Genomic DNA, 17,343 nt, shown 5'->3' on the forward strand with positions numbered 1-17,343 from the left:
GCCTTGTCCGCGCCACTTTCCCGCATTGCACAATAGGTGCGAACTGTTTAGAAAATAAGCATACAGGAATATTGCTCGGTATTTGTGCATGCCAGAAATCCCAACCCACGCGGAACCGCTCGAAATTGGCGGCGTGAAAATCCGTAATCGGGTTTTCCTGGCGCCGATGTCTGGCATCACCGATGACGCCTTCCGCAAACGCGCCTATGCGCATGGTGCCGGGCTTGTCGTGTCGGAGATGGTTGCGAGCGGCGAGCTTGCAAAGGGGCATTCCGAATCTGGGCGGCGCATTCGTCATTCCGGCCTGCCGGTGCACATGGTGCAGCTTGCCGGCCGCGAAGCGAAACATATGGCCGAGGGCGCGCGTATCGCCGCCGGCGAAGGCGCCGACATCATCGACATCAATATGGGCTGTCCCGCAAAGAAGGTGACCGGTGGCTATGCCGGCTCGGCACTGATGCGCGATCTCGATCATGCCGTGTCCCTGATCGATGCCGTTGTCGGCGCGGTGGATGTGCCTGTGACCGTGAAGATGCGGCTCGGCTGGGACGAGGCGGCCCTCAACGCGCCGGTGCTGGCGCGGCGGGCAGAAGATGCCGGTGTCCGTATGGTCACGGTGCACGGCCGCACGCGCTGCCAGTTCTATCAGGGCAAGGCCGACTGGCGTGCCATTGCACGCGTCAAGGAGGCGGTTTCCATCCCCGTTGTGGCCAATGGCGACGTATGCAGCCCCGCCGATGCCGCGGAGATCCTGACGCAGTCCGGCGCGGACGCCGTCATGGTCGGGCGCGCCAGCTATGGAGCGCCGTGGACGGCAGGCGCCATCGCCACCGGGGGCAATGCAGGCGTACCGCGCGCAGCCAAGGAGCTGGCCGACTATGTCGTCGCGCATTACGAGGACATGCTGGCGCTCTATGGCGTGGAGAGCGGCTTGCGGCAGGCGCGCAAGCATCTCGGTTGGTACCTCGATCGCCATGCGGAGGCGACTTCGGCGGAACTGCGCAAGGCCGTGATGACAGCGCTCGATCCGTCGGCGGTGATCCGCAGCCTGCGGGAGGCGTTCGCAGTCTCCGATGCCGATGCGAGGGACGCCGCATGAGCGCGAATGATGTCTCTCGCTTCGCCGACGCCGCGCAGATCGTGCTGAACACGATCCGCCGTCCGGTAATCATGATCGGCCCCGACGACCACATCACCTATGCCAATGCCGATGCCGAGGACTTTTTCCGCGTGAGCGCCGCCATGCTCGCCCGCACGACACTGGACCGTTTCGTGCCCTTCGGCAGCCCCATCCTGGCGCTCATCGAGCAGGTGCGCGAGCGGCTTGCTCCGGTCAACGAATATCGGGTCGATATTTCCTCGCCGCGCCTGGGCGTCGAGAAGATCGTCGATATCTATGTCGCGCCGGTGCCGGAACTGCAAGGCTCGGTGGTGGTGATGTTCCAGGAACGCTCGATGGCCGACAAGATCGACCGGCAGATGACGCATCGCGGGGCGGCGCGTTCAGTCACCGGCCTTGCCGCCATGCTGGCGCACGAGATCAAGAACCCGCTCTCGGGCATCCGCGGCGCTGCGCAGATTCTTGAGACGGTCGTTTCGGACGACGATCGCGCCTTGACCCGGCTGATCACCGAAGAGACGGATCGCATCGTGGCGCTGGTCGATCGCATGGAGGTGTTTTCGGACGAGCGGCCGATCGACCGCCATCCGGTCAACATTCACGTTGTCCTGGATCGGGTGAAGGCCATTGCGAGGAACGGGTTCGCAAGCAAGATCAACATATTGGAGGAATATGATCCATCGCTTCCTCCCGTCTTTGCCAATCGGGATCAACTGATCCAGGTGTTCCTCAACCTGGTGAAGAATGCCGCCGAGGCCATCGGTACGCGCACGAACGGCGAGATAACACTTTCCACGGCGTTTCGCCCGGGCATGCGGGTCTCGGTACCCGGGTCGCAGGATCGCGTTTCGCTGCCGCTCGAATTTTGCGTGCATGACAACGGACCCGGTGTGTCGGAGGATATTCTGCCGATCCTGTTCGATCCCTTCATCACCACAAAGCCCAACGGCTCGGGCCTGGGGCTCGCGCTCGTTGCCAAGATCGTGGGCGAGCATGGCGGCGTCATCGAATGCGAGTCCACACCACGGGGCGCGACATTTCGGGTGCTGATGCCGGCGTGGGCGGACACGTCCCTGCCTCGCGGCGAAACCGACGAAGGGGGCAGGGAATGACGCTGCGCGGCAACATATTGGTGGCCGATGACGACGCTGCGATCCGCACCGTGCTGAGCCAGGCTCTGTCGCGCTCGGGCCATGAAGTGAGGGTTACCTCCAACGCGGCCACGCTATGGAGATGGGTAGCGGCAGGCGAGGGCGACCTGGTTATCACCGACGTCGTCATGCCGGACGAAAACGCCTTCGACATGCTGCCGCGCATTAAGAAGGCGCGACCGGATCTGCCGGTGATCGTCATGAGTGCGCAAAACACGTTCATGACGGCGATCCGCGCATCCGAAACCGGCGCCTATGAGTATCTGCCGAAGCCGTTCGACCTCACCGAACTGCTGAACATCGTCAATCGCGCCCTGTCCGAGCCGAAGCAGCCGAAGCTCGAGACGCGCAGCGACGAACAAGCGGAGGCAATGCCGCTGATAGGGCGCTCTGCGGCGATGCAGGACATCTACCGGATGCTGGCACGCATGATGCAGACCGATCTGACGGTGATGATCTCGGGCGAATCCGGCACCGGCAAGGAACTCGTTGCCCGTGCCCTGCACGAATTTGGCCGGCGCCGCAACGGGCCCTTCGTTGCCATCAATATGGCGGCTATCCCGCGCGATCTTATCGAGTCGGAGCTTTTCGGCCACGAGAAGGGCGCCTTCACCGGGGCCCAAAGCCGTTACTCAGGCCGATTCGAGCAGGCGGAAGGCGGCACGCTGTTCCTGGACGAGATCGGCGACATGCCGATGGAGGCGCAGACGCGCCTGCTGCGCGTGCTGCAGCAGGGCGAGTACACCACCGTTGGCGGCCGTACGCCGATCAAGACCGACGTGCGCATCGTTGCCGCGACCAACAAGGACCTTCGCGCCGGTATCAGCCAGGGGCTGTTCCGCGAGGACCTGTTCTACCGCCTGAACGTCGTGCCGCTGCGCCTGCCCCCCCTGCGCGAACGCTCGGAGGATGTTCCGGACCTCGTCCGGCATTTCTTCAAGCGCGCCGAGAGCGAGGGATTGCAGGCGAAGCGAATTTCCGGCGGCGGCCTCGAACTGATGAAGCGCTATCCGTGGCCCGGCAATGTGCGCGAGCTGGAAAATCTTGTCCGGCGCCTGGCCGCGCTTTATCCGCAGGATGAAATTTCCACGGAGATCATCGAATCCGAGTTGCGCACCAGCCCGGAGCCGACCGCGGAAGGCGGGGCAGTTCCGCATGAGCTGTCGATCGGACAGGCCGTGGAGATGTTCCTGCAGCGCTATTTCGCGTCTTTCTCCGGTGACCTGCCTCCGCCGGGCCTTTATGAGCGCATTCTGGCGGAGGTGGAGTATCCTCTTGTGCTCGCCTCGATGACGGCGACCCGGGGAAACCAGATCAAGGCGGCGGAGTTGCTGGGTCTCAACCGCAATACTTTGCGCAAGAAAATCCGTGAACTTGGCGTAAACGTTTATCGCAATTCCAAGCAGAACTGATTTCTCCGGGGGATATCGAAAAAATCCGCGCCAATCTTTTCGGCGGCTGACCGCTCTTGTTGCATAATCGCCACAATGCGTTGCATAGGTCGACGCAATTGCGGTCTTGTAGCGGTGGCATGGCGAATCAGGCGAAAAAATCGGGGCGGACAACGGTCGTGCCAGAGGCAAGCGTGGAAGGGCGGCGCCTGCTCGCTCTGCCCGGCATCCTGGCCATCGTCGGCGCGCTGCTGACGGCGGCGATTTCCTTCGCGATATTGGTCGGGGCCACGCCGCTGACACCGAATGAGACGATCACGCTGATCATCATCGGTGTGAATGCCGCCTTCATCCTGTTCCTTGTCGGCCTGATCGTGCGGGAAGTTCACCGCATCCTCTCGGCACGGCGCGTCGGAAAGGCTGCATCCAGGCTGCATGTGCGCATCGTCACGATGTTCGCGCTGGTTGCGGCCATCCCCGCCATCACTGTGGCAGTCATCGCCTCCATCACGCTCAACATCGGTCTCGACCGCTGGTTCGAAATCCGGACCAAGACGATCGTCAACTATTCGCTTTCGATCGCTGACGCGTATGTCCAGGAAAATGCGCGCAACCTGCAAGGTACCACGCTGTCCATGGCCTATGACCTGGACAATGCGCGCACGCTCTACAATCTCGACCGCACCGGGTTCCGCAATTTCATGAGCCAGCAGGCCGTGGGTCGCGCGCTGGCCCATGCCGCTCTGATCAATGCTGACGGCTCATTCGTCATGACTGCGCAGACGCCGGCCGAGTTTGCCATGCCCGAACCGCCCGCGGGAGCGGTGGAGACGGCGGCGGACGGCAAGCCGGTGCTGATCGAGCCGCGCACGCGCAATATTGTGGGCGCCATCATAAAGCTGCGTGAGCTCGACGGACTCTATCTCTACACGATGCGGCTGGTTGACCCCGAGGTCATCAAGGCGCGCGAGATCGTTCGCGCCAATGCGGACGAATACAGGGGGCTGGAAGCCAACCGGCGCACGTCGCAGGTGGCAATCGCGCTTCCCTATCTGTCGCTCACGCTGATCGTTGTTCTCTCCGCAATCTGGACCGGCATCGCGGTTGCCGACAGGCTCGTGCGACCGATCCGCCAGCTGATCGGCGCGGCCGATGAGGTTGCCACCGGAAACCTGGACGTTTCCGTGCCGGTGCGCCCCTCCGATGGCGACGTCGCCTCGCTGGGCAACACGTTCAACAAGATGCTGCTGCAGCTGAAATCGCAGCGCGATGAAATCCTGGGAGCCAAGGACCTAGCCGACGAACGGCGTCGATTCTCGGAGGCCGTGCTCGAGGGCGTTACCGTAGGTGTCATCGGCGTCGATCCGTTCGGCACCGTCACCATCGTCAACAACTCCGCCGAAACCATGCTGGCAATCTCGGCCGACGCTTCGGTGGGGCAGAACCTCTCGGTGATCCTGCCGCATGTGGGCCGCGTCTTTGAAATCGCGCGCACCTCAAGAAAGCACGTTTACCGCGAGCAGGTCACTTTCTACAGGGCCGGGGCGGAGCGCACATTCAATGTGCAGGTGACGATCGAGGAAGGCGACGGCGAGAAGCAGGACAAGTCCTATGTCGTCACGGTCGACGACATCACCGACCTGTTGCAGGCGCAGCGGTCTTCCGCCTGGGCCGACGTCGCCCGCCGAATTGCCCACGAGATCAAGAACCCGCTGACACCGATCCAGCTCTCGGCTGAGCGCATTCGCCGGCGCTACGGCAAGGTGATCACCGAGGATCGCGAGGTGTTCGACCAGTGTACGGACACCATCATCCGTCAAGTCGAAGATATCGGTCGCATGGTCGACGAATTCTCGGCCTTCGCGCGCATGCCGAAGCCCGAGATGAAGAACATCGACCTGCGCGAGCCGCTTCGCGAGGCTTCGTTCCTGGTCGAAGTCAGCCGGTCGGAAATCGCCTTCGAACGCGATTTCGGCACCGAGCCCCTCAAGGGCACATTCGACAGCCGCCTTCTTTCCCAGGCGTTCGGCAACATCATCAAGAACGCCTCCGAGGCGATCGAATCGGCCCAACGCGAGAACGGGGAAAAGGGTGCTATCCGCATCCAGGCGCGGCGCGACGGCTCCATGTTCCGTATCGATGTCATGGATAACGGCAAGGGCTTGCCGCGCGAAAATCGTCAGCGATTGCTCGAGCCGTATATGACCACGCGCGAGAAAGGCACCGGCCTCGGCCTCGCGATTGTCAAAAAGATCGTCGAAGACCACGGCGGCCGGTTGGAGCTCCATGACGCACCGGCCGATTTCTACGAGGGTCGGGGCGCGATGGTCAGCATACTGTTGCCTTCGACGGCCGAAGCCCCGACGCCGCAGCGCGGCGAAGTAAGTGTTGAGAACGAAGTGAAAACTGAAAAGGTCGGTAATGGCATCTGACATTCTTGTCGTCGATGACGAAGAAGATATTCGAGAGCTCGTCGCCGGTATCCTGAGCGATGAAGGCCATGAAACGCGAACGGCGCACGACGCCGACAGCGCGCTGGCGGCAATTGCCGACCGTGTTCCCAGGTTGGTGTTCCTCGATATCTGGCTGCAGGGGTCGCGCCTGGACGGCCTGGCGCTGCTGGACGAGATCAAGGTCATGCACCCCAACCTCCCGGTGGTGATGATTTCGGGCCACGGCAACATCGAGACGGCGGTTTCGGCGATACGGCGGGGTGCCTATGACTTCATCGAAAAGCCGTTCAAGGCCGACCGGCTGATTCTGATCGCCGAAAGGGCGCTGGAGACGTCGAAGCTGAAGCGCGAGGTCTCTGACCTGAAGATGCGCACCGGCGACTCGTTCGAACTCATCGGCATGTCGTCGTCCATGACCCATTTGCGCCAGACCATCGAGCGCGTGGCCCCGACAAACAGCCGCATCATGATTGTCGGCCCATCCGGTTCGGGCAAGGAGCAGGTGGCACGCGCGATCCACGCGATGTCGTCGCGCAAGAACGGGCCCTTCGTCTCGGTCAATGCCGCGACCATCACGCCCGAGCGCATGGAGATCGAGCTTTTCGGCACAGAATCCAATGGCGGCGAGCGCAAGGTCGGCGCTTTGGAGGAAGCACACCGTGGCATCCTCTACCTGGACGAGGTGGCCGACATGCCGCGCGAGACCCAGAGCAAGATCCTGCGCGTGCTGGTCGACCAGCAATTCGAACGGGTGGGCGGTACCAAGCGTGTGAAGGTGGATGTGCGAATCATCTCCTCAACCGCGCAGAACCTGGAGGCAATGATCGCCGAGGGGCGCTTCCGTGAGGATCTCTATCACCGGCTTGCGGTGGTGCCTGTAGTGGTGCCCGGGCTGGCAGAGCGGCGCGAGGATATTCCCTATCTCGTCGACGGCTTCATGAAGCAGTACGCGCGGCAAGCCGGCATCAAGCCGCGCCGCATCGCCGACGATGCAATGGCGGTTCTGCAGGCGCACAACTGGCCGGGCAACGTGCGGCAGCTGCGCAACAACATCGAACGCTTGATGATTCTCGTGCGCGGCGACGGCGCGGATACACCGATCACTGCCGACCTGCTGCCGGCGGAGATTGGCGACGTGATGCCGCGCGCGCCCAGCCAGTCGGACCAGCACATCATGGCGCTGCCGCTTCGCGAAGCGCGGGAGATGTTCGAACGGGAATATCTGATCGCGCAGATCAACCGTTTCGGCGGCAACATCTCGCGCACCGCGGAGTTCATTGGTATGGAGCGTTCGGCGCTACATCGCAAACTGAAGTCGCTCGGGGTTTAGCTTGTTTCATTCGCATATCCGGTCGGCGGTTTAGATGCGTGTCATTATCTGCGGGGCAGGGCAGGTCGGCTACGGCATTGCCGAGCGGCTTGCCGCTGAGAAGAACGACGTTTCGGTCATCGACACGTCGCCGGAACTGATTCACGCTATAATGGACGCGCTGGACGTGCGTGGCTTCGTTGGCCACGGCTCGCACCCGGAGGTGCTGGAGGCAGCCGGGGCGCAGAACGCCGACATGATCATCGCCGTCACACTCTACGACGAGGTCAATATCGTCGCCTGCGAGGTGGCGCACGCGCTCTTCAACGTGCCGATGAAGATTGCGCGCATCCGCGCCCAGTCGTATCTCAGGCCGCACTATCAGGACCTTTTCTCGCGCGAGCACTTGCCGATCGACGTCATCATCTCGCCGGAGATGGAAGTGGGCGAGATGGTGCTGCGGCGCATCGCCATTCCTGGCGCAATGGACGTGGTGAGCTTTGCCGAGAACAAGATCGCGATGGTGGCGATCGAGTGCCTGGAGGATTGCCCGGTCGTCCACACGCCTCTCTCACAGCTTTCCGATCTGTTCCCGGACCTGCCATCGACGGTTGTCGGCATCGTGCGGGCTGGCAAGCTGTTCATCCCGCGCTCGGTTGATCGTCTCGAACCGGAAGACGTCGCCTATGTGGTGACGACCAAGGACCAGGTGCGCCGCACCCTTGGCCTCTTCGGCCATGAGGAACAGGAGGCCACGCGAATCGTCGTTGCCGGCGGCGGCAATGTCGGCCTCTACGTCGCCAAGATGATCGAGCAGCGGCAGTCGCGCACGAAAATCAAGATCATCGAAGCAAACCGCGACCGTGCCATCACCGTTGCCGACGAGCTTCGTCGAACCGTGGTGCTTAGCGGCAGCGCTCTGGACCAGAACCTGCTTTTGCAGGCGGACATCCAAGATGCGGACCTCATGGTCGCGCTGACCAACAACGACCAGGTGAACATCCTGTCCAGCGTCATGGCCAAGCGTCTTGGCTGCAAGGCCAACCTGGCGCTGATCAACAATCCGACCTATCAGGATCTGACCAAGTCGCTCGGCATCGATGCGCATGTGAACCCAGGGGCCGTCACCATTTCGCGGGTGCTACAGCACGTTCGCCGTGGGCGCATCCGCGCCGTGCACAGCGTTCAGCGGGGCGCGGCGGAGATCATCGAGGCCGAGGCCCTGGAGACCTCGCCGCTGGTGGGGGCATACTTGCGCGACCTCAACCTGCCGCATGGCATTCGCATCGGCGCGATCTACCGCGATGGCCAGGTGATCAAGCCCAGCGGCGGATCGAAAATTCAGCCAAAGGACCGGGTGGTCATATTTGCGCTTGCCGAAGCGGTGCGGCAGGTGGAGCAGATGTTCCGCGTCAGCCTCGAATTCTTCTGATTTTCCTAACGTAAACTGGTATTGTCATGGCGTTTTACGCACACGCTCAGGATTCTCCGGCCGGGCCGAAAATTGCAGATGGTTGTGCTCAAACTTTTGTCGCAACCGGAATTTTTGGCGTTGCAGAAGAAACGCCGGCCTGATAACCGCATAAGTGGAATTACTTTGATACAACTCGTTCTGCTTGTCGCAGACGCGGCAAGGGGCGGTTTGCACGCTTGACACAGGCTTGTAACTTTGGCGCAGTGGCCGGCAAATCGACGGGGTCGAGAAAGATAAGAAAAATGGCGGAACGCACGCAAAATCTCCAGGATCTGTTCCTGAATTCTGTTCGTAAGAGCAAGAACCCACTCACGATCTTCCTCATTAATGGCGTCAAGCTTACAGGCGTTGTGACCTCGTTCGACAACTTCTGTGTCTTGCTGCGCCGCGACGGGCATTCACAACTCGTCTACAAACATGCAATCTCTACCATCATGCCGAGCCAGCCGGTTCAGATGTTCGATGGTGAGGAAAATTCTCAGGGAGCCTGATTGGCCCAAGACAAGAACGCCGGAAACGGCGAGCGCAGGCCCGGGAACAATGGCCCGGGTCTCACCCCCGGTGAGAAGCTGACAAGCGCTGTTGTTGTCGTACCTGTTCTAACGCGCCAGCCGCGCGGGGAGGACGATTCGAATCGCCCCCGCATGACGCGCTCGTCCGAGGCTCGCCTCGAAGAGGCGGTAGGTCTGGCGGCCGCGATCGATCTCAATCCGGTTCACACCGCAGTCGTGACGGTGAACGACCCGCGCCCGGCCACCCTGCTGGGCAGCGGCAAGGTCGATGAGCTTGCCGAGGTGGTCAAGGAGACCCATGCAGAGTTGGTGATCGTCGATCACCCGCTTACGCCGGTGCAGCAGCGCAATCTGGAAAAGGCGACGAACGCCAAGGTGCTCGACCGCACCGGCCTGATTCTCGAAATCTTTGGCCGGCGTGCGCGCACCAAGGAAGGCACGCTGCAGGTCGATCTCGCTCATCTCAACTACCAGAAGGGCCGGCTGGTGCGCAGCTGGACCCACCTTGAGCGCCAGCGCGGCGGCGCCGGTTTCCTCGGCGGCCCCGGCGAAACGCAGATCGAAGCGGACCGTCGTGCGCTTCAGGAAAAGATCATCAAGCTCAAGCGCGAGTTGGAGACGGTGCGCCGCACCCGCGACCTGCATCGCGCCAAGCGCCGCAAGGTGCCGTTTCCGGTCGTTGCGATCGTCGGCTACACCAATGCCGGCAAGTCCACCCTGTTCAACCGGCTGACCGGAGCAGGCGTGCTGGCCGAGGACATGCTGTTTGCCACCCTCGACCCGACTTTGCGCCGGGTGCGCCTGCCACATGGCACGCCGATAATCCTGTCCGACACGGTTGGCTTCATCTCCGATCTGCCGACTCATTTGATTGCCGCCTTCCGAGCCACGCTGGAAGAGGTGGTTGAGGCCGATCTGATCATCCATCTGCGCGATATTTCAGACCCGGACACTGCCGCGCAGGCGGAGGACGTAGAGCGCATTCTTGGCGATCTCGGCGTCGATCCCGCGGATGACATGCGAATCATCGAGGTCTGGAACAAGATCGACCGCCTGGACGAAGGCAATCGCGCGCGTCTTCTGGCCGAGAGCGAGCGCGGAAAGCCTGCGCCGCCGATCGCCGTCTCCGCCATAACAGGCGAGGGCATCGACACACTCACGGGGGCGCTGATCGAAGAGCGATTGTCGGGAGAGTTGAAGCCGATAACGGTCGAGCTTGCGCCCGACCAGCTTGGTTTGATCGACTGGCTCTATCGGAACGGCGATGTCGTCAAACGCGCTGACAACGAGGACGGCAGTGTGACGATTTCCATGCAGGCCACGGCGGCTGCATGCGAGGAGATCGAAGCCAGATTAAGACGTCACAACAAGGGGTAGGGCGCGCGTTACTTCGCGCCCTTTGCCTGCTGCCAGAGCGCTTCCATTTCCTCCAGCGTTGCCTCCTGCAACCTCTTCCCAGACTTTTCCAGCGCACTCTCCACATGATGGAAGCGCGTGCGGAACTTCTCGTTGGTGCCGCTCAGTGCGGCCTCCGAATCGATTCCCAGATGGCGCCCGAAGTTGACGAGCGCGAACAGCACGTCGCCGAATTCGTCCTGGATCGCGGCTTGGTCGGCGCTGGCCATCGCTTCGCGAAGCTCGCCGATCTCTTCCTCGATCTTGTCGAGGATCGGTGCAGCCTCCTTCCAGTCGAAGCCGACACGCGCCGCCTTTTCCTGTAGCTTCAACGCACGTGTGAGCGCCGGGAATGCGACGGGAACGCCGTCGAGAAACCCACTGCCATGGTCCTCCGGATCCTGGCCGCGAGCCAAGCGCGCTTCGCGCTTCTCGGCCTTCTCTTCCGCCTTGATCGATTCCCACATGCCCTTGGCCATGCCGGCGCCGCGCGCCTCTTCGTCGCCGAAGACATGCGGGTGGCGGCGGATCATCTTCGTGGTGACCGCCTCCACCACATCGCCGAAATCGAACTCGCCGGCCTCCTTGGCCATCTGCGCGTGATAGACCACCTGTAGAAGAAGATCGCCCAGTTCCTGGCGCAGGTCGTCGAAATCGCCACGCGCGATTGCGTCGGCGACCTCATAGGCTTCCTCGATTGTGTAGGGCGCGATAGTCTGGAAATTCTGCTCGATGTCCCACGGGCAGCCGGTGACCGGTGCGCGCAGCGCGGCCATGATTTCAATCAGCCGCGAGATGTCTTTGGATGGCTTCATGGCCGTGTACTAGCCCTGTTACAGCGGATGTTCGGCCGGGCGTGTTTGCCGCTGGCGCCGGTCATCATCGATGATTGGAGGGGTTAAAGCCGATCGCTCATGTCGTCGCAACAAAATTGAGTTCTGGCTTCTGCAGGATCTGCAACTCGTTCGGATCGCGCCCGGCTATTGCCGCCAGCAGAGCGCGCCCCATCTGCCAGCCAGCATCGGTAATATCTTCGTAGATCGTGTCGATCTGGGGGCGTACGAGGTTGAAAAGCCCGGAGGTGCGCTTGGCGACAATTCCGATGTCCCGGCCCGGGTTCAGCCCGCGATCGCTGATTGCGGCCATCACGGCAAGCGCGGAAACCTCGCCGCCGCAGACATAGCCGTCGGGCGGATTGGGTTCGCCCAAGCGCTGGAACACTTGTGCCTGGATGTCTGCTGCGGAGCTGTCGAGGTCGACGCCTTCCGCCAGTTCGAAGGAGACGCCAGATTCGCGTACAGCGCTCATGAAACCATACTGAACGTGTTGGAAAAACGTGAAACGGCGCGGCGGCATGATGATCGCCAGCCGTTTGCGGCCGCTTCCGATCAAACGCTTCGTTGCTTCGTAGGAGAAGCTGTAATTGTCGAAATCCACATAGGGATGAGGGGTGCCGAGCTCGGTGCGCCCGTGACACACAAACGGGAAGTCGTGCTCGAGCAGCAGCTTCACGCGTTCGTCGAATGGTTCGGTGCGCGAGAAGACGATGCCGTCCGCCATGCGGTTGCGCATGATATGGCGTACGGGATCGGTGCTCGGCGCATTGGCGAAATGCGGCGTGACCACCAGGTGATAGGCCGTGTTGCGCAGCGCCTCCGTCAGGCCGCGGATCAACGACGTGCTGAAGCCCAGTATCTCTTCATGGGGATCGAGCACGAGCGTGATGACATTCGTGCGCCCTGTGCGCAGCCTCTGCGCGGCACGGTCGGGCAGATAGCCGATCTCTTCCGCAACCCGCTGCACTTTCTGGCGCGTTTCAAGGGCGATCTGGGGCGCGCCGCCCAGCGCCCGCGATACGGTCGTCACGGCCAGGCCGGTCAGCTCCGCGATCGTGCGAAGCGTAGGCTTGGCCACCGCGTCATCACCTGTCTCGCGTCTCCCGCCTCTGTCCGTACCGTCCATCCGTCGTGCCTCATCAATGCTGCCGAATTACGCGCTTGTAACGTTATAAATCCGCCCAAACGACATTAAAAGACTGGGAGGCGCCCTCTTTACAGCAGCTCTTGGCTCGCCGCCAAGATGACGTTGAGCGGAAACAGTGCGCGCGGCCGCGCACCTTGACACCAACCTGATTTATATCGTTATAAATTCACAGCTGGCGCATTTTGTCGCCATGTCATAGGGGAGGTTTTCATGTCACTGCGTACGATTACAAAGCTTGCTGCGAGTGTCGCGCTTATCGCAATTACCTCGGGTGCCGCAAAGGCGGCCGACAATGTCGAGGTTCTGCACTGGTGGACGTCGGGAGGTGAAGCCGCTGCGCTGGACGTGCTCAAGAAGGACCTCGAATCCAAGGGCGTGACCTGGTCCGACATGCCGGTCGCCGGCGGCGGCGGCGAGGCGGCCATGACCGCGCTGCGCGCCCGTGTCACCGCAGGCAACCCGCCTACGGCCGTGCAGGCGCTGGGCTTCGACATCACCGACTGGGCCAAGCAGGGCGTCGTGGGCGACCTGAGCGAAGTCGCCAATGCGGAAGGCTGGGACAAGGTGATCCCGACCGCGCTGCAGAACTTTTCCAAATTCGATGGCAAGTGGATCGCAGCGCCTGTGAACGTCCACTCCACCAACTGGGTGTGGATCTCCAAGAAGGCGCTGGATGCCGCCGGCGGCAAGGAGCCCCAGAACTGGGACGAGTTCGTCGCCATGCTCGACAAGATGAAGGCAAACGGCATCACGCCGCTCGCCCATGGCGGCCAGCCCTGGCAGGACGCGACCCTGTTTGACGCGGTGGTGCTGTCGCTGGGCACCGACTTCTACAAGGCATCCATGATCGATGTCGACCCCGCGGCGCTGGGCGGCGACAAGATGAAGGAAGCGTTCAGCCGCATGGAAAAGCTGCGCTCCTATGTCGACGACAACTTCTCCGGCCGCGACTGGAACCTGGCTTCGGCCATGGTCATCGAAGGCAAGGCCGGCGCGCAGATGATGGGCGACTGGGCCAAGGGCGAGTTCCTCAAGGCCGGCCAGAAGCCGGGCACCGACTTTGTCTGCATCCGCTTCCCCGGCACTCAGGGCGCTGTCACCTTCAACTCCGACCAGTTCATGATGTTCAAGGTCGGTGAGGACAAGCAGAAGGCGCAGCTCATGATGGCCTCGGCCATCGAGGACCCGAAGTTCCAGTCGGCCTTCAACGTGGTGAAGGGCTCGGTGCCCGCACGCACCGACGTGCCGAACACAGACTTCGACGATTGCGGCAAGAAGGGCATGGCCGACCTGGCCGAGGCCAACGAGAAGGGCACGCTGTTCGGCTCCATGGCCCACGGCCATTCCGTGCCGGCCTCGATCAAAAATGCGATGTACGACGTCGTCACGCGACACTTCAACGGCGACCTGTCGACGGACGACGCGCCGGCCGAACTCGCTGCCGCGGTTGCGGCCGCACAATAAGGCGTGGGGGCCTGCCGGCGGGGGCGATGTCTTTAGCACCCGCCGGCAACTTTGAGAGAGCGCCGTGCAGCCGTCCGGCCGCTCCTGTTCCAGCGCGCAATATCGGTGGCAGATGCCGCCGTTTGCGGGATAACGCATAATGCCGACACGCAATCAGTTGCAGTCCATCGTGCCGAAATTGGTGCTCGCGCCCAGCTTCGCGATGGTCCTGCTCTTCGTCTATGCCTTCATTCTCTACACCGGCTATCTGTCGCTGACGGATTCCAAGATGCTGCCCTCCTACGGGCTGGTCGGCTTCGAGAACTACGCGAAGCTGTGGAAGCTACCGCACTGGTGGCGGGCGCTGACCAACCTGGCGATCTTCGGTGTGCTTTACATCGCGGTGTGCTCGGTGCTCGGCCTGTTCCTGGCCATTCTGCTCGACCAGAAGATAAGGGCAGAGGGTTTTCTGCGCCCGATCTATCTCTACCCGATGGCCCTGTCCTTCATTGTCACTGGCACCGCGTGGAAGTGGTTCCTCGACCCGGGCATTGGCCTCGAGCACACCATGCAGATGTGGGGCTGGGAGAGTTTCTCCTTCACCTGGATCAAGGACCGCAATCTGGCGATCTACACGGTTGTGATGGCCGCGGTCTGGCAGTCGTCGGGCTTCGTCATGGCGATGTTCCTGGCGGGCCTGCGCGGCGTGGACAACGAGATCATCAAGGCGGCCCAGATCGACGGCGCCTCGACCACGACCATCTATCGCCGCATCATCATCCCGCTGATGCGGCCCGTTTTCCTGTCGGCCTTCGTGGTGCTCGCCCACCTGGCCATCAAGTCTTATGACCTGGTGGTGGCGCTGACCGGCGGCGGGCCGGGGCAGGCGACCGAACTGCCGGCTACCTTCATGTATTCCTACACCTTCACCCGCAACCAGATGGGCATCGGCGCCTCGTCTGCGGTGATCATGCTGATCATGATCTTCTCCATCATCGTCCCATATCTCTATTCGGAACTGCGGGGAGGGCCGCGCCAATGAGCCTGCCTTCATCCGACAACGCGACGCAGGTCAACAGGCTGACGCGCGGGCTGATCTATATCGTGCTCGTGCTGTTTGCGATCTACTACCTGCTGCCGCTCTACGTGATGATCGTGAACTCGGTGAAGCCGCTCTCCGAAATCCGCGAAGGCAACATGCTCGCCTTTCCGAGAGAAGTGACGCTCGATCCATGGTTCACCGCCTGGTCGACGGCGCAGATCGGAGTGCAGGCGACCGGCCTGAAACCCTATTTCATCAACTCGATCCTGATGGCGGTGCCAGCGGTGGCGATCTCGACATTCCTCGGAGCGCTGAACGGCTTTGTCCTGACCAAATGGCGTTTCAGGGGCGACAATCTGGTGTTCGGGCTGATGTTGCTGGCCTGCTTCATCCCGTTCCAGATCGCGCTCATTCCCGCCGCCCGCATCCTGGGCATGCTCGGCGTTGCCGGGACGACGCGCGGGCTGGTGTTGATCCATGTGGCCTATGGCCTCGGCTTCACAACCCTGTTCTTCCGCAACTACTATGCCGCCTTTCCGACCGAACTGGTAAAGGCCGCGCAGATCGACGGCGCCAGCTTCTTCCAGATTTTCCGACGCATCCTGCTGCCGTCCTCCGCGCCGATCATCGTGGTGACGGTGATCTGGCAGTTCACCAACATCTGGAACGATTTCCTGTTCGGCGCCTCCTTCGGCGATTTCAAGTCGCAGCCCATGACAGTGGCGCTGAACAACCTCGTGTCGTCCTCGAGCGGCGTGAAGGAATACAACGTCCATTTTGCCGGCGCGATCCTGGCGGCGCTGCCGACCCTGGTCGTCTACATCGTGTCGGGCCGGTATTTCGTGCGGGGCCTCATGGCCGGCGCGGTGAAGGGTTAGAGCATCGGACCGAAAAGTGGAATCCGGTTTTCGGAAAATCCGATGCTCAGATAAAGAGATAGATCGCATGTCGTTCCTACAAATCCGCAATCTCGAAAAGACCTTCGGCAGCGTGAAGGTTCTGAAGGGCATCGATCTCGACGTCGAGGAGGGCGGCTTCCTGGTCCTTGTCGGACCCTCCGGTTGCGGCAAGTCTACCCTGCTCAACTCCATCGCCGGGCTGGAGGCCATCACCGGTGGCTCGATCAGCATCGGCGGCAGGGTGATCGACAAGCTGCATCCTTCGCAGCGCGACATTGCCATGGTCTTCCAGTCCTATGCGCTGTACCCAAACATGAGCGTGGCGGGAAACATCGGCTTTGGCATGGAGATCCGCGGCGTGCCGAAGCCGGAGCGCGAAAAGGCCATCGCTTCCGTTGCCGAGATGCTGCAGATCGGCCATCTGCTCGACCGCAAGCCCAGCCAGCTTTCCGGCGGCCAGCGCCAGCGCGTCGCAATCGGCCGGGCGCTGGTGCGCAATCCGCAGGTGTTCCTGTTCGACGAACCGCTGTCCAACCTCGACGCCAAGCTCCGCGTCGACATGCGCACCGAAATCAAGCGCCTGCATCAGCGTATGGGCACGACCATCGTCTATGTCACGCACGACCAGATCGAAGCGATGACGCTGGCGACCAAGATAGCGGTGCTGAAGGACGGGCTGCTACAGCAATCGGGCACGCCGGCGGAAATCTACAACAACCCGGCCAATCTCTTCGTCGCTGACTTCATGGGCTCGCCCGCCATGAACCTCATCCCGGTGACGATCGCCAAGAACGGTTCGTGCGTCTCCCTCTCGACGCACCGCGACGAACAGGAACCGCTGGTGCTCGGCGTGCCCAATGCACCTTCAGGGTTGGCCGCGCATAACGGCAAGGAGGTGATCTTCGGCATCCGCCCCGAAGCCCTGACCGACCGCGACGGCGCTGACCGCAATGCGCTCAATGTCGCCGAGAGCGAATGCCTGATCGAGGTGGTCGAGCCAGCGGGCTCCGACACTTTCGCCGTGACCCGTCTGGGCAAGAAGCACGTCACCGCGCGGCTGCGCGCAGACGCAAATGTCGCCGCCGGCAACAAAATGAAGCTGGCGTTCAATCTCGACAAGGCGGTGTTCTTCGACCCGGCCAGCGGCCAGCGGATCGTCTGAGGGGCGGAG

The 17,343-nt window shown here is 62.1% G+C and carries 14 protein-coding genes; 12 read left to right on the forward strand and 2 right to left on the reverse strand.

Going from position 1 to position 17,343, the window contains the following annotated elements; genetic code table 11:
- Window positions 1–88: 88 nt before the first annotated feature.
- From dusB to hflX, 8 genes are all read left to right on the forward strand, one after another.
- On the forward strand, window positions 89–1,099 hold the full coding sequence (dusB, locus tag ABLE86_RS14135) for a tRNA dihydrouridine synthase DusB (protein WP_348779587.1): 1,011 nt from the start codon (window positions 89–91) through the stop codon (window positions 1,097–1,099).
- Entirely contained in the window at window positions 1,096–2,232 is a 1,137-nt protein-coding gene (locus ABLE86_RS14140; protein ID WP_348779588.1) for a nitrogen regulation protein NR(II), read from the forward strand. Before dusB ends, ABLE86_RS14140 begins: the two co-directional genes overlap by 4 nt.
- Window positions 2,229–3,683: a nitrogen regulation protein NR(I) gene (gene ntrC / locus ABLE86_RS14145; RefSeq protein WP_348779589.1), complete on the forward strand. Its 1,455-nt coding sequence runs from the start codon at window positions 2,229–2,231 to the stop codon at window positions 3,681–3,683. The genes ABLE86_RS14140 and ntrC overlap by 4 nt, the downstream gene beginning before the upstream one ends.
- 158 nt (window positions 3,684–3,841) lie before the next feature.
- Complete coding sequence (locus tag ABLE86_RS14150) at window positions 3,842–6,094, forward strand: PAS domain-containing sensor histidine kinase (RefSeq protein ID WP_348779590.1); 2,253 nt, start codon at window positions 3,842–3,844, stop codon at window positions 6,092–6,094.
- Window positions 6,084–7,445, forward strand: coding sequence for a sigma-54 dependent transcriptional regulator (locus ABLE86_RS14155; protein ID WP_348779591.1), 1,362 nt, complete (start codon window positions 6,084–6,086; stop codon window positions 7,443–7,445). Before ABLE86_RS14150 ends, ABLE86_RS14155 begins: the two co-directional genes overlap by 11 nt.
- A gap of 34 nt (window positions 7,446–7,479) precedes the next feature.
- A complete protein-coding gene (gene trkA, locus ABLE86_RS14160; protein WP_348779592.1) occupies window positions 7,480–8,856 on the forward strand; it encodes a Trk system potassium transporter TrkA in 1,377 nt (458 codons plus the stop codon).
- Between the two features lie 284 nt (window positions 8,857–9,140).
- Window positions 9,141–9,389 (forward strand): RNA chaperone Hfq, encoded by a 249-nt coding sequence (gene hfq / locus ABLE86_RS14165; protein ID WP_348779593.1) that lies wholly within the window; start codon window positions 9,141–9,143, stop codon window positions 9,387–9,389.
- Window positions 9,390–10,787 (forward strand): GTPase HflX, encoded by a 1,398-nt coding sequence (gene hflX, locus ABLE86_RS14170; protein WP_348779594.1) that lies wholly within the window; start codon window positions 9,390–9,392, stop codon window positions 10,785–10,787.
- Window positions 10,788–10,795: 8 nt separating this feature from the next.
- Here hflX and mazG read toward each other — a convergent pair whose 3' ends face one another.
- Both mazG and ABLE86_RS14180 read right to left on the reverse strand, forming a co-directional pair.
- Complete coding sequence (gene mazG / locus ABLE86_RS14175; protein ID WP_348779595.1) at window positions 10,796–11,620, reverse strand: nucleoside triphosphate pyrophosphohydrolase; 825 nt, start codon at window positions 11,618–11,620, stop codon at window positions 10,796–10,798.
- 97 nt (window positions 11,621–11,717) lie between these two features.
- Window positions 11,718–12,767: a LacI family transcriptional regulator gene (locus ABLE86_RS14180; RefSeq protein WP_348779596.1), complete on the reverse strand. Its 1,050-nt coding sequence runs from the start codon at window positions 12,765–12,767 to the stop codon at window positions 11,718–11,720.
- 231 nt (window positions 12,768–12,998) lie between these two features.
- Between ABLE86_RS14180 and ABLE86_RS14185 the strand changes: the two genes are divergently transcribed.
- From ABLE86_RS14185 to ugpC, 4 genes are all read left to right on the forward strand, one after another.
- Window positions 12,999–14,252, forward strand: a complete 1,254-nt coding sequence (locus tag ABLE86_RS14185) for an ABC transporter substrate-binding protein (RefSeq protein WP_348779597.1) — start codon at window positions 12,999–13,001, stop codon at window positions 14,250–14,252.
- Between the two features lie 139 nt (window positions 14,253–14,391).
- The gene (locus tag ABLE86_RS14190; protein ID WP_348779598.1) at window positions 14,392–15,273 is read left to right on the forward strand and encodes a sugar ABC transporter permease; all 882 of its coding nucleotides are present in this window, start codon (window positions 14,392–14,394) and stop codon (window positions 15,271–15,273) included.
- A complete protein-coding gene (locus ABLE86_RS14195) occupies window positions 15,270–16,151 on the forward strand; it encodes a carbohydrate ABC transporter permease (RefSeq protein ID WP_348779599.1) in 882 nt (293 codons plus the stop codon). The genes ABLE86_RS14190 and ABLE86_RS14195 overlap by 4 nt, the downstream gene beginning before the upstream one ends.
- Before the next feature lie 67 nt (window positions 16,152–16,218).
- The gene (gene ugpC, locus ABLE86_RS14200) at window positions 16,219–17,334 is read left to right on the forward strand and encodes a sn-glycerol-3-phosphate ABC transporter ATP-binding protein UgpC (RefSeq protein ID WP_348779600.1); all 1,116 of its coding nucleotides are present in this window, start codon (window positions 16,219–16,221) and stop codon (window positions 17,332–17,334) included.
- Window positions 17,335–17,343: the final 9 nt, after the last annotated feature.

It is taken from the genome of Mesorhizobium sp. KR2-14 (genome assembly GCF_040049255.1).
Lineage (GTDB): Bacteria > Pseudomonadota > Alphaproteobacteria > Rhizobiales > Rhizobiaceae > Pseudaminobacter.